Origin of the sequence: Herbaspirillum sp. GW103 (assembly GCF_000261365.1) — a bacterium.
Taxonomy (GTDB): Bacteria; Pseudomonadota; Gammaproteobacteria; order Burkholderiales; family Burkholderiaceae_D; genus Herbaspirillum.
On sequence record NZ_AJVC01000001.1, the window covers coordinates 238,447 to 250,521 of the forward strand.

Below are 12,075 nucleotides of genomic sequence, written 5' to 3' on the forward strand. Positions count from 1 at the left end.
ATGGCCGGGACCGGGCCGGTCAGAAGATCGGCAGGGTCTCCGGTGCGCTGTCGCGCAGGGCTTTCTTGGCCGATTCGAATTCGGGGAAGATCGATTGCACCGTCGCCCAGAAACGCGGGCTGTGGTTCATCTCGCGCAGGTGTGCCAGTTCGTGGGCGATCACGTAATCGATCAGTGGCAGGGCGAAGTGTATGAGCCGCCAGTTCAGGCGGATGCGCGCGTCCGAGGTGCAGGAACCCCATTGCGTCGTGGCCGAGGACAGCGCATAGGAGCGATAGCGTACACCCAGTTTTTCTGCATAGATCATCAGGCGCTTGCCGAACAGCTCTTCAGCCCGCGCCTGCATCCACCCTTGCACGCGATCCTTCAGCTGCTGCTCACCGGCATCGGCCGGCAGGCTGATGTTGAGTTCGCGCGTGAGCTCGTCGAGCAACACCGCCTGGCGCTGGCCGGTACGGATGCGCAGCGTGATGTCGGCACCCAGGTAGGGCAGGGTGGCGCCATCGCGCCACTGCATCTGCGGTTGCAGGCGGCGCGCCGAACGCTCGCGGCGCTCGTTGAGTTTGCTCAGTATCCAGCGCTGCTTTTCGCGGATGGCGTTGTCGATCTCGGCTAACGTGACCCACTTGGGCGCGGTCACGCGCAGGCCTTCGTCACTGACCAGGAAACCGATGGTACGGCGCTTGGAGCGCAACAGCGCAAAATCGATGGTGTGTTCGCCCAGCTGGATGCGGCGCTTGCCATCGGCCGGACGGGCCGTGGTCGGTGGGGACAGCAGCGGGCCGGGGGGCGCAGGCGGTTCGGCAATGAGCGGTGGTGGCAGCGGTGCCGCGTGGACCACTGGATGCGGTGTCACGATGAGCGGAGGTTGCACCGTCGGCGATGGCAGCGCCGGACCCGGATCAACTGGCGCGGCGGCCGGAGCAGCGGCGGGCGCGCCAAACAAATCCAGTTGCAGCGAGAGCTGGTCGGGATTGGTCTTGGGTTTGCGGAGCAGTATCAAGGCAGTCGCGGCGTCCTGTGTTGCTGTTGGCTAAGGAGTTGGCCGCGCGGCATTACTGCGATGCAGTCGAGGCGGCCGGCCGGGGCGCGCTGTTTTTGTAGACGTCCGGCGAAATCACGCGCATCTCGGATTCTATCCAATTTTCGACGCGCTCGTTCAACTCCTGGGGATTCAATCCTTCCGGCGAAATCGGCTTGCCGATCGAGACCGTGATGACGCCCGGCTTCTTGACGAAGCTGCCCTTGGGCCAGCACTCGCCCGAGTTCACCGCCACGGGCACCACCAGCGTGTTGGTTTCCACTGCCAGGCGCGAACCGCCGGCCTTGTACTTGCCTTGCGAGCCGACCGGGGTACGCGTACCTTCCGGGAACATGACGATCCACTGGCCATCGCGCAGACGGCGGCGGCCATGTTCCAGCACTTGCGCAAAGGCATCGCGGCCCTTCTTGCGATCGATGGGGATCATGCGCAACAGTCCGATGCCCCAGCCGAAGAAGGGGATGTAGGTCAGTTCCTTCTTGAATACGAACACCAGCGGACGCGGCATGTTGATGACGTAGAAGATGGTCTCCCAGGCTGACTGGTGCTTGGAGAGCAGGATCACCGGCGCATCAGGCAGGTTCTCGGTGCCGCGCATCTCGTAGCGGATGCCGCAGATGACGCGCGCGGTCCAGATCACGAACACGTTCCAGCGTGACGTCCACCAGTAGCGCTGGGCGTAAGGGAAGGGGGCCGACAGCAGGCAGGCGAAGGACCAGATGATGGTGGCCACGGCCATCAGGACCATGAAGACCACCGAACGCAGAATCAGGACAAGGCGCAAAATCGTTTCTCCCATGCCGAAGCATGTTGTTGTAATGAATGGGGTTGGCTGCGCGGTCGCAGTGACGGCACTATACCGAGACCCCGACGGGCGACTTCAGAATGAAATCAACCACCGCCGATAAATCCGGGAAAACCAGCGTGCCCGGCGGCAAGCCGCCCTTGGCCTGGGTCTTCTCGCCCTTGCCGGTCAGTACCAGATAGGGCGCGCAACCGGCCACATAGCCAGCCTGCAGGTCACGCAGCGAATCGCCGACGGTGGCCACGCCACCGCGCAGGCTGATGTTGAAGCGCCTGGCGATCTCGTTGAACATGCCCGGCTTGGGCTTGCGGCAATCACAGTTGTCATCGGCCGAGTGCGGGCAGAAGAACACCGCATCGATATCGGCACCGGCCTGCTGGGCCGCATTGTGCATCTTCTGGTGGATGGCGTTGAGGGTCTGGATGTCGAACAGGCCGCGCGCCACGCCGGACTGGTTGGTGGCCACCACCACGCGATAGCCGGCCTGGTTCAGGCGCGCAATGGCTTCCAGCGAACCCTTGATGGGGATCCACTCGTCGGGCGACTTGATGAAGGCGTCGGAATCATGATTGATGACGCCATCGCGGTCGAGAATGATCAGTTTCATTCCTGCTTTCCTTCATGAACACCGCCGCGCCAGGACAAGCCCGTGCGCGGCGGTTCGGTGTTGCTGGTGCGACAGCCGGTAGCGAGATGGATTATGCCGCCAGCTTGGAAATGTCAGCCACCTGGTTGAGCATGCCATGCAGCGAGGCCAGCAGAGCCTGGCGGTTCTTGCGCAGCTGCTCATCCTCGGCGTTGACCATCACGTCGTTGAAGAAGGCATCGACATTCTGACGCAGCTGGGCCAGGGCCTTGAGCGCACCGGCGAAGTCGCCCGCTGCATAGGCCGCCTGTACCTGCGGACGGGTGGTCTGCATGGCAGCGAACAGCCCTTGCTCGGCAGCTTCCTTGAGCAGGTTTTCCTGCACGGCGCCATGGGCGTCGATGGCTACGCCTTCGATCTTCTTCAAGATGTTGGTGATGCGCTTGTTGGCCGCAGCCAGCGCTTCGGCTTCGGGCAGGGCGGCGAAGGCTTGCACGGCCTGCAGGCGTTCGACCACGTTGTCCAGTACGTCGGGCTGCTGCGCCACCACGGCTTCCACTTCGTTCTGCGCAAAGCCGCGCTCGCGCAGCAGGCCGCGCAGACGGTCGTAGATGAAGGCCTGCACATCGGCACGCGGATCCTTGAAGTTGGCGTTGCCGGCAAACAGCCCCACCGCCGCATCCAGCAAGGCACTCAGCGACAGCGGCAGACGCTTCTCGACCAGCATGCGCAGCACGCCCAGGGCATGGCGGCGCAGGGCGAACGGGTCCTTGTCGCCGGTGGGCTGCAGGCCGATGCCCCAGATGCCGACCAGGGTTTCCAGCTTGTCGGCCAGGGCCACGGCGGTACCGGTGGCGGTGGTCGGCAACGCATCGCCGGCAAAGCGTGGCTGGTAGTGCTCGGAGGCGGCCAGTGCCACCTCGTCGGCTTCGCCATCGTGACGGGCGTAGTAGGTCCCCATGATGCCTTGCAGTTCGGGGAATTCACCGACCATGTCGGTGAGCAGGTCGGCCTTGGCCAGCAGTGCGCCGCGCTCGGCCAGTTTGACGTCGCCGCCCAGCAGGCTGGCGATCTTGCCGGCCAGTGCCTGCACGCGCTCGGTGCGTTGCAGCTGGTTGCCCAGCTTGTTGTGGTAGACCACGTTGGCCAGTTGCGGCACGCGATCGGCCAGGGATTTTTTCTTGTCCTGCTCGAAGAAGAACTTGGCATCCGACAGACGCGGGCGCACCACGCGCTCGTTGCCGCCGATGATGTGTTCGGGGCGATCGGTCTCCAGGTTGGAAACGATCAGGAAGCGCGAACGCAGACGGCCATTGGCGTCGGTCAGCGCAAAATATTTCTGGTTGGTCTGCATGGTCAGGATCAGGCATTCCTGCGGCACGGCCAGGAATTCATCCTCGAACCTGCATTCATAGACTACCGGCCATTCCACCAGGGCGGTCACTTCATCGAGCAGCGCTTCCGGCATCAGCACCTGGTCGGTACCGGCCTTGGCCAGCAGCGCAGTGCGGATCTTTTCGCGGCGCTCGGTGAAGCTGGCGATGACCTTGCCTTGCGTGGCCAGTGCCTCGACATAGGCGTCCGGCGAGGCGATCTGCAGCGCGCCCGAGGACAGGAAGCGATGGCCCAGCGTGGTACGGCCGGCATCCAGACCCAACGTATTGATCGGCACCACGTCGTTGCCCAGCAGTGCCACCAGGTAGTGGGCCGGACGCACGAAGTGCACGGTCTCACCGGCGGCGCGGCCGAACTGGCGCTGGTAGCTCATGACCTTGGGGATGGGCAGCTTGGACAGGCTCTCGTCGAGCGCCGCCTGCAGGCCGATGGCCAGCGCCGAACCCTTGGCGGTGTAGGTGTAGAAGAAGCTCTCGGCCTTGCCATCCTGGGCGCGTTCCAGCTGGTCCGGGGTGATGACGGTGGCCCCGGTGGAGGCGGCCAGTGCGGCCAGCTTCTTGACCAGCGGTGCCGACGGGCGGCCTTCGGCGTCCAGTGCGACGGCCACCGGCAGCACTTTTTCGCGGATCGATTTGTCCGGCGAGGCGGCGCGCACTTGCGTGATGGAGACGGCCAGGCGGCGCGGCGTCGCGTAAGCGGTGGCAGCGGCGCCGGCATCGAGATAGCCGCGGCTTTGCAGGCCATTGAAGATGCCGTTGGCGAAGGCATCGCCCAGCTTGGCCAGCGCCTTGGGCGGGAGTTCTTCGGTGACGAGTTCTACGAGGAGTGTCTGGTTCATGTTGTCTGTCTTGCTGTCTTGCTCGGGACGCCGGTCCGGCGAAAACCGGACCGGCGCCGCATCATGTCATGGCGTTGCGCTTCAGGCCGCAGCCTTGGCCGGGGCTGCGCCCAGCATGGGGAAGCCCAGGCGCTCGCGCGATTCGAAATAGGCCTGCGCCACCGCCCGCGAGAGATTGCGGATGCGACCGATGTAGGCCGCGCGCTCGGTGACCGAAATGGCGCCACGGGCATCGAGCATGTTGAAGGTGTGGGCGGCTTTGAGGACCTGCTCGTAGGCCGGCAGCGCCAGCGGCACTTCCATGAGGCGCTTGGCTTCGGCTTCGTAGTTGGAAAACAGCGAGAACAGGAACTCGGTGTTGGAATACTCGAAGTTGAAGGTGGATTGTTCCACTTCATTCTGGTGGAACACGTCGCCATAGGTCAGGTGCTTCTTGACGCCGTTCTCGGTCCATTCGGTCCAGACCAGGTCATAGACGTTTTCCACGCCCTGCAGGTACATCGCCAGACGCTCGATGCCGTAGGTGATTTCGCCCAGCACCGGCTTGCAGTCGAGCCCGCCGACCTGCTGGAAATAGGTAAATTGCGTCACTTCCATGCCATTGAGCCAGACTTCCCAACCCAGGCCCCAGGCGCCCAGGGTGGGGTTTTCCCAGTCATCCTCGACGAAACGCACGTCATTTTTCTTCAGATCCAGTCCCAGCGCCTCCAGCGAGCCCAGGTACAGGTCCAGGATGTTTTCCGGGGCCGGCTTCAAGACTACCTGGTACTGGTAGTAATGCTGCATGCGGTTGGGGTTCTCGCCATAGCGGCCATCCTTGGGACGGCGCGAGGGCTGGACGTAGGCGGCACGCCAGGGTTCCGGGCCGATGGCGCGCAGGAAGGTCGCGGTGTGCGAGGTCCCCGCGCCGACTTCCATGTCGTAGGGTTGCAGCAGTGCGCAGCCCTGGGCGTCCCAATATTCTTGCAACTTGAGGATGATTTGTTGAAATGTCAGCATCGTGTGTGGTGGCCTGGCGAACCGGCGGAGGAATTGCGAAAACCTTGAATTTTAGCGCCTTTTGGGGCGTTTGACCCGGTTTTGCCGGGGCGCGGCGCCGGCCGGCCCTCGGGGCGGATTTCAGTGACGGATGCGCGCGGCCTTGTTGCGGCCCCAGGCCAGCAGCAGCATCAGCAGGGCCAGTCCGACGACGAGCTTGTTGCCCAGCAGAATGTAGGGCGTCTGGCCGGCATAGCCCTGTACCCGCCCGGAGAGCACCCCACGCGTGTAGGGAGCCAGTTCGCTGGTGGCACCACCCGGCAGGATCACGGCCGTGGCGCCCGTGTTGGTAGCGCGCAGCATCGGACGGCCCGTTTCCAGGGTGCGCATCTGCGAGATCTGCAGGTGCTGGGGCAGGGCAATCGAATTGCCGAACCAGGCGATGTTGGACAGGTTCAGCAACAGGCTGGCCTGCGGCTGGCCGGCGCGATAGGCAGCGCGCAGCTGTTGGGCGATTTCTTCGCCGAACAAGTCTTCGTAGCAGATGTTGGGCAGCACCCACTGGTCCTTCACGCCGAAGGGCGACTGCACCGGCGCTCCGCGCGTCATGTCGCCCAGCGGGATGTGCATCAGGTCGACGAACCAGCGAAAGCCCGTCGGAATGAATTCACCAAAGGGCACCAGGTGATGCTTGTCGTAGCGATACGGCATCAAGGCAGAACCCACGCCCGGACCGAAACCCAGCACCGAATTGGCATAGAGCTGCGGGCCGTCGGACAAGGGGATGCCCAGCGCCAGGTGACTGCCGCTGTTCTGCGCGAAACGGGCCAGTCGCTCCAGGTAATCCGGCGGCAACTGTTGTGGCAGCAGCGGGATGGCGGTTTCGGGGGTGGCGATCAGGTCGGCCGGGGCGGCGCTGATCATCTGTTCATACATGCCCAGGGTAGCGACCAGGGCATCGCTGGAGAATTTCATTTCCTGCGCAATATTTCCCTGCAACAGGCGCACCGTGATCGGCTGGCCTTGCGGCGTGGTCCACTGCACCAGTCGCAGCGCTACGCCGCCGGCGCACAGCAGGGCGGCGACACACAATGGCAGGATGATGCGCTGGCCGGTACCGGCCACGCCCTTGCGCGACAGGCCCATCCACAGCAGTGCCAGGCTGCCCGCGATCAGCGCCGCGATCCAGCCGATGAAATAAACCCCGCCCAGCGGCGCGAAACCGGCCAGCGGACCCACCGTGTGGGCATAGCCCGAGACCAGCCAGGGAAAGCCCGTCAACACCCAGCCGCGCATCCATTCCGACAAGGCCCATAGTGCCGGCAGCATGAACAGCGCCAGCAGCAGCGGAGAAGACGACCAGCGATGGCGCAGCCAGCCCGCCAGTGCCGTGGCCGCACCGGCATACAAGCCCAGGTAGAGTGCCAGCAGACCCACCGCCAGCGCCGCCATCCAGCCCGGCATGCCACCGTAGTCGTGCATGCTGATGTAGAGCCAGTGCACGCCCGCCGCCGCCCAGCCGAATCCGTACAACCAGCCGCGCAGGAATTGCCGGCCGGTGGACGCCTGCGGCTGCGCCAGCACGCCATGGAACAGCCAGGCCAGGGCCAGGATCTGCAGGGGCCACAGTTTGAAGGGGGCAAAGGCGAAGACGTTGACGGCACCTGCCAGTACCGGCAGCAACAGCGCCAGCGCCGTACCGAGGCGACCGCGCGCAGCAGTGGCGCCGCGTGGCAGCGGCAGGTTTTGGGAAGAGGGGGAAGTCACGTTGGCTACGGCAGGCAGGTCAGGCGATCATTCTTGGTCCAGCGGCGCCGCAGGCAGCCTGGACACCAGCAGCACATGCACCTGGCGCGCATCGGCGCGCAGCACTTCGAAGTGCAGGCCATCGATGTCGAATTCATCACCCTTGCGCGGCACGCGGCCCACATGGTTGGCCACCAGGCCACCGATGGTGTCGGCATCGTCATCGGAGAAGCGGCTGCCCACTTCTTCATTGAACTGTTCGATCTCGGTCAGCGCCTTGACGCGCCAGCGCGGGCCGTGCGGGCCATCTTTGAGGGCCAGCACATTGTCTTCGGCTTCGTCGAAATCGTATTCATCCTCGATGTCGCCGACGATCTGTTCCAGCACGTCCTCGATGGTGATCAAGCCGGCCACGCCGCCGTATTCGTCCACCACCACGGCCATGTGATTGCGGTTGGCGCGAAAGTCGCGCAGCAGCACATTGAGACGCTTGGATTCGGGAATGAAGATGGCCGGGCGCAGCATGTCGCGCACGTCGAAGGAGTCCTCGGCGTAGTAGCGCAGCAGGTCCTTGGCCAGCAGGATGCCGATCACCTTGTCGCGCTCGCCATCCACGGCGGGGAAGCGCGAGTGGGACGTGGCCAGCACTTCGGGCATCCAGGTTTCGATCGGCTTGGAAATATCGATGGTGTCCATCTGCGAGCGCGGCACCATGATGTCGCGCACGGCCAGGTCGGAGACCTGGAACACGCCTTCGATCATCGACAGCGCGTCGGCATCGATGAGATTGCGCTCGTGGGCGTCGTGCAACACTTCGAGCAGTTCTGCCCGGTTCTCGGGCTCGGGGGAAATCAGTGCGGTGAGTCGTTCAAACAGGGAACGATGAGGTTTAGCGTCAGATTTGACGCTACTAGGGTGATCTTGCATGGCGTTAGGCGCGAGCCCGACGTAGTTTCGAAGAGCCATAGGATACAACAATTATGTGACAAGTCCACTAAAGGCCCCGCCACAGCGGGCTGCGGCCCTGCTTGCATCTTGGCAATGGTGACGTCTTCATCTCGCTGCAGGCTGCAAAAAAAAAACCGGCATCCGCGATGCCGGCAAATACGTCCTCAGGGAAAAATCGTCAGTGTGGTCTTCAGGCGTAGCCCAGTTCTTGCAGCCCGCGGCCGCTCAGCGCCTGCGCCGGTGCCTGTTCCAGGTGCCGGACCGGAATGGCCGTGGCCTGGGCCGGTGCCAGCTTGAACACGCTCACCAGTTCGGTCAGGGACACGCTCTGCTGCTGCATCGAGGCAGCGGCAGCGGCGGCCTCTTCCACCAGGGCGGCGTTCTGCTGGGTGGTTTCGTCGATCTGGGCCACTGCATTGTTGATCTGTTCCAGGCCGGCGGTCTGCTCGGCGCTGGCGGCGCTGATGTCCTGCACGATGTGGGTCACGCTCTGGATGCTCTTGACGACCTCATCCATGGTCGAGCCTGCTTCGCTGACCTGCTTTTCACCCGCGACGACCTTGGCGACCGACTCATTGATGAGGGCCTCGATTTCCTTGGCGGCCACGGCCGAGCGCTGGGCCAGGGAGCGTACTTCGGAGGCGACCACCGCGAAACCGCGACCCTGCTCGCCGGCACGGGCGGCTTCCACGGCCGCGTTCAGAGCCAGGATGTTGGTCTGGAAGGCGATGCCGTCAATCACGCTGATGATGTCCACGATCTTGTGCGACGAGGTGCTGATGGCGTGCATGGTCTCGACCACACGGCCCACCGCGGCCCCGCCCCGGGTCGCCACATCGGATGCGTTGTCGGCCAGGCGCTTGGCCTCGCGGGCATTGTCGGAAGTCTGCTTGACGGTGGCCGTCAGCTGTTCCATCGCCGAGGCGGTTTCCTGCAGGGAACCGGCTTGCTGCTCGGTACGGTGGGACAGGTCCATGTTGCCGCGCTTGATTTCATCGGAGGCCACGGCGATGGTGTCGGTGCCCTGGCGCACTTCACCGACGATCTGCACCAGACTGTCATTCATGCCCTTCAATGCTGCCATCAACTGACCCATCTCATCCTTGCTGGTGACTTCGATGTGGCTGCCCAGATCACCCGACTGCACGCTCTGCGCCACGCTCACGGCCTGGGCCAGCGGGCGGGAGATCGAGCGGGTCAGCAGCCAGGCGACCAGGCCCCCCAGGGTCAGGGCTGCCAGGCAGGCCACGATCATGGTCCACTTGGCCATGTTGTAGGCGGCTTCGGCCTGTTGCACGTTGTTTTCGGAATTCTTGCGCAGCTCCTTCTTGAACTGTTCCACGTGCGCAATCACGCGGTTGAGAATGGGCATGCAGTCCTTGACCAGAGAGGCGCGTGCCGCCTCCTGTTGCTGCGAGGTCGCCAGATTGACAATGTTGACGGCGATCGGCAGATATTGCGCTTCCAGCTTGCGCAACTGCTCCAGCATCTCGCGCTCTTGCGGTGTGGTTGACGGTTCCTGCAGCAATTTGGTCAATTGGGTCATGCCGGCATCGATATCCTTCTGCGAGCTGCCAACCAGGTTCAGGTCCCCCTTCTGCTCGGCCGTCCCTTGCACCAGCGCAAGATTGCGTGCGGCAATGGCGCGCAGGCCGATGGCGAATTGCACCTTGGAAAGGGCTTCCAGCTTGCCCTCATCGACGGAGGTCAGGAAGACGATGCGATCATTCAGACGCGATACCTGCTGCAGGCCGAAGGCGGCCACCGCCACCAGCAGGACCAGTACGGCGGCAAAACCAAGGCCAAGTCGCTGGCCGATCTTCAAGTTCTTCATGACATCCCCCCGATAGGAATTGGTATGCAAGCATTCTCGTTCAGTCAGAGCATGCTTCCCATCAGGATCTTCCTGAAATGTGGAGTTAAACATCAAGGGAAAATCACGGTTCGATTGTTGCTCTGATATCAAACGAAAAATTCGATGATCGCATCGGGAAAACCGATCACTTTTTTGATGGATAAATCAGCAATAACGTGAGGCAAAGCAACAAAAATGAAAGTCGGCGGAAAGGCCTCCGAAAAAAAACGGCCTGCATCAGCAGACCGTTCGGAGCAGCCAGCCGGCTCTTGCCTCAACGGCAAGAGCGCTGCCGCGTTTAGCGTGACTTGTAGGGATTGTCATAACCCAGGGTCGCCAGGATCTCGGTTTCCAGGGCTTCCATTTCGTTGGCTTCCTCGTCGTCCTCGTGGTCATACCCTTGCGCATGCAGCACGCCATGCACGACCAGATGGGCGGTATGTTCTTCCACGGTCTTCTTCTGCTCGGCCGCTTCCTTCTCCAGCACATCGGTGCAGAAGATGATGTCGGCTTCGGTGACTTCGCTGTCCTCATCCTCGGTATAGGCGAAGGTCAGCACGTTGGTGGCGTAGTCCTTGCCGCGATAGTCGCGGTTGAGGTCGCGGCCTTCTTCCGAACCGACGAAGCGCAGCGTCAGTTCGGCCGGCGCAAACAGGGCCGCCTGCACCCAGCGGCGCAGGAGAGGGCGGGTGATGCTGTCCTTGAGGCGGTCGTCGGCATATTGCACCGACAGCGTGAGTTTATGTTTTGGCATGGCGCGGCTTGGCGGATTTGGTCAGGAGATTGGTGGCAGTGCGGGCAGTGGCGCGCGCGGTATCGGGTTTGGCGTTGCCGGCAGCATCATAGGCATCGACGATGCGCGCCACCAGCGGATGGCGTACCACGTCGGCACTGGTGAAGCGCGAGAAGGCGATGCCGCGCACATCGTGCAGCACCGACAGTGCATCGACCAGGCCGCTCTTCTGGCCGTGATGCAGGTCGACCTGTGTCACGTCACCGGTGATGACGGCCTTGCTGCCGAAGCCGATGCGGGTCAGGAACATCTTCATCTGTTCCGGCGTGGTGTTCTGCGCCTCGTCGAGAATGATGAAGGCGTGGTTCAGCGTGCGGCCGCGCATGTAGGCCAGTGGTGCGATCTCGATGGCCTGCTTTTCGAAGAGCTTCTGCGTACGATCAAAACCGAGCAGGTCATACAGCGCGTCATACAGCGGGCGCAGATAGGGATCGACTTTCTGAGCCAGGTCGCCCGGCAGGAAGCCCAGGCGCTCGCCGGCTTCCACCGCCGGACGGGTGAGCACGATGCGCTGCACGGCGTCGCGCTCCAGCGCATCGACCGCGCAGGCCACGGCCAGGTAGGTCTTGCCGGTGCCGGCCGGGCCGACGCCGAAGGTAATGTCGTGTTCCAGGATGGCGTTCAGATACTGGCTCTGGTGCGGCGTGCGTCCGCGCAGGTCATGCTTGCGGGTTTTCAGGATGGGGCTCTCGGGCAGCGGGTCCTGGCTGTCCTTGTCTTCGGTGGCGGCAGCGGCAGCAGCGGCTGCCCTGCCGCGCCGCGCGGGCAGCGGCGGCAGGCCCGCTTCTTCATCGGCGGCGGCGTTGGCGCGCTGCTCGACCAGGGCCAGCTGGATATCGTCCACCGCCACGGGACGGTCGGCTTTCTCGTAGAAGCGTTCCAGTACTTCCACCGCACGCTCGGCATTGGTGCCGGTGACCACGAAGCGGTCACCACGGCGGAAGATGGTCACGTCCAGCGCGGCCGAAATCTGGCGCAGGTTTTCATCGAGCGCACCGCACAGGTTGGCCAGGCGCCTGTTGTCCAACGGCTGGGGCGTGAAGTGATGGGGCTGGTTGGGGATTTTTTTCAACGCACGATTCCGGTTAG

10 protein-coding genes are annotated in these 12,075 nt (G+C 63.5%); all 10 read right to left on the reverse strand.

Annotated features, from left to right (window positions below; all coding sequences use genetic code 11):
- Positions 1-19 precede the first annotated feature (19 nt).
- The 10 genes from GWL_RS01050 to GWL_RS01095 all read right to left on the reverse strand — a co-directional run bounded on the left by GWL_RS01050 (position 20) and on the right by GWL_RS01095 (position 12,058).
- Entirely contained in the window at positions 20-1,003 is a 984-nt protein-coding gene (locus GWL_RS01050; protein WP_008325689.1) for a M48 family metallopeptidase, read from the reverse strand.
- Between the two features lie 52 nt (positions 1,004-1,055).
- Positions 1,056-1,841, reverse strand: coding sequence for a 1-acyl-sn-glycerol-3-phosphate acyltransferase (locus tag GWL_RS01055; protein WP_008325691.1), 786 nt, complete (start codon positions 1,839-1,841; stop codon positions 1,056-1,058).
- A gap of 55 nt (positions 1,842-1,896) precedes the next feature.
- The gene (gene gmhB, locus GWL_RS01060) at positions 1,897-2,454 is read right to left on the reverse strand and encodes a D-glycero-beta-D-manno-heptose 1,7-bisphosphate 7-phosphatase (protein ID WP_008325692.1); all 558 of its coding nucleotides are present in this window, start codon (positions 2,452-2,454) and stop codon (positions 1,897-1,899) included.
- 91 nt (positions 2,455-2,545) lie between these two features.
- The gene (gene glyS, locus GWL_RS01065; RefSeq protein ID WP_008325693.1) at positions 2,546-4,666 is read right to left on the reverse strand and encodes a glycine--tRNA ligase subunit beta; all 2,121 of its coding nucleotides are present in this window, start codon (positions 4,664-4,666) and stop codon (positions 2,546-2,548) included.
- Positions 4,667-4,747: 81 nt separating this feature from the next.
- On the reverse strand, positions 4,748-5,665 hold the full coding sequence (gene glyQ / locus GWL_RS01070; protein WP_008325694.1) for a glycine--tRNA ligase subunit alpha: 918 nt from the start codon (positions 5,663-5,665) through the stop codon (positions 4,748-4,750).
- A 120-nt stretch (positions 5,666-5,785) separates the two neighbouring features.
- Entirely contained in the window at positions 5,786-7,411 is a 1,626-nt protein-coding gene (gene lnt / locus GWL_RS01075) for an apolipoprotein N-acyltransferase (protein WP_008325700.1), read from the reverse strand.
- Positions 7,412-7,438: 27 nt separating this feature from the next.
- Positions 7,439-8,317: an HlyC/CorC family transporter gene (locus tag GWL_RS01080; protein ID WP_034349678.1), complete on the reverse strand. Its 879-nt coding sequence runs from the start codon at positions 8,315-8,317 to the stop codon at positions 7,439-7,441.
- A 211-nt stretch (positions 8,318-8,528) separates the two neighbouring features.
- Complete coding sequence (locus GWL_RS01085; RefSeq protein ID WP_034349679.1) at positions 8,529-10,172, reverse strand: methyl-accepting chemotaxis protein; 1,644 nt, start codon at positions 10,170-10,172, stop codon at positions 8,529-8,531.
- Between the two features lie 319 nt (positions 10,173-10,491).
- Entirely contained in the window at positions 10,492-10,947 is a 456-nt protein-coding gene (ybeY, locus tag GWL_RS01090) for an rRNA maturation RNase YbeY (protein ID WP_008325707.1), read from the reverse strand.
- Positions 10,934-12,058: a PhoH family protein gene (locus tag GWL_RS01095; protein ID WP_008325708.1), complete on the reverse strand. Its 1,125-nt coding sequence runs from the start codon at positions 12,056-12,058 to the stop codon at positions 10,934-10,936. The genes ybeY and GWL_RS01095 overlap by 14 nt, the downstream gene beginning before the upstream one ends.
- Between the last annotated feature and the right edge of the window lie 17 nt (positions 12,059-12,075).

Coding starts and splice junctions, on each gene's coding strand:
- GWL_RS01055 (WP_008325691.1), bottom strand. CDS start 1,841: ATGGGAGAAACGATTTTGCGCCTTGTCCTGATTCTGCGTTCGGTGGTC.
- gmhB (WP_008325692.1), bottom strand. CDS start 2,454: ATGAAACTGATCATTCTCGACCGCGATGGCGTCATCAATCATGATTCC.
- glyS (WP_008325693.1), bottom strand. CDS start 4,666: ATGAACCAGACACTCCTCGTAGAACTCGTCACCGAAGAACTCCCGCCC.
- glyQ (WP_008325694.1), bottom strand. CDS start 5,665: ATGCTGACATTTCAACAAATCATCCTCAAGTTGCAAGAATATTGGGAC.
- GWL_RS01080 (WP_034349678.1), bottom strand. CDS start 8,317: ATGCAAGATCACCCTAGTAGCGTCAAATCTGACGCTAAACCTCATCGT.
- GWL_RS01085 (WP_034349679.1), bottom strand. CDS start 10,172: ATGAAGAACTTGAAGATCGGCCAGCGACTTGGCCTTGGTTTTGCCGCC.
- ybeY (WP_008325707.1), bottom strand. CDS start 10,947: ATGCCAAAACATAAACTCACGCTGTCGGTGCAATATGCCGACGACCGC.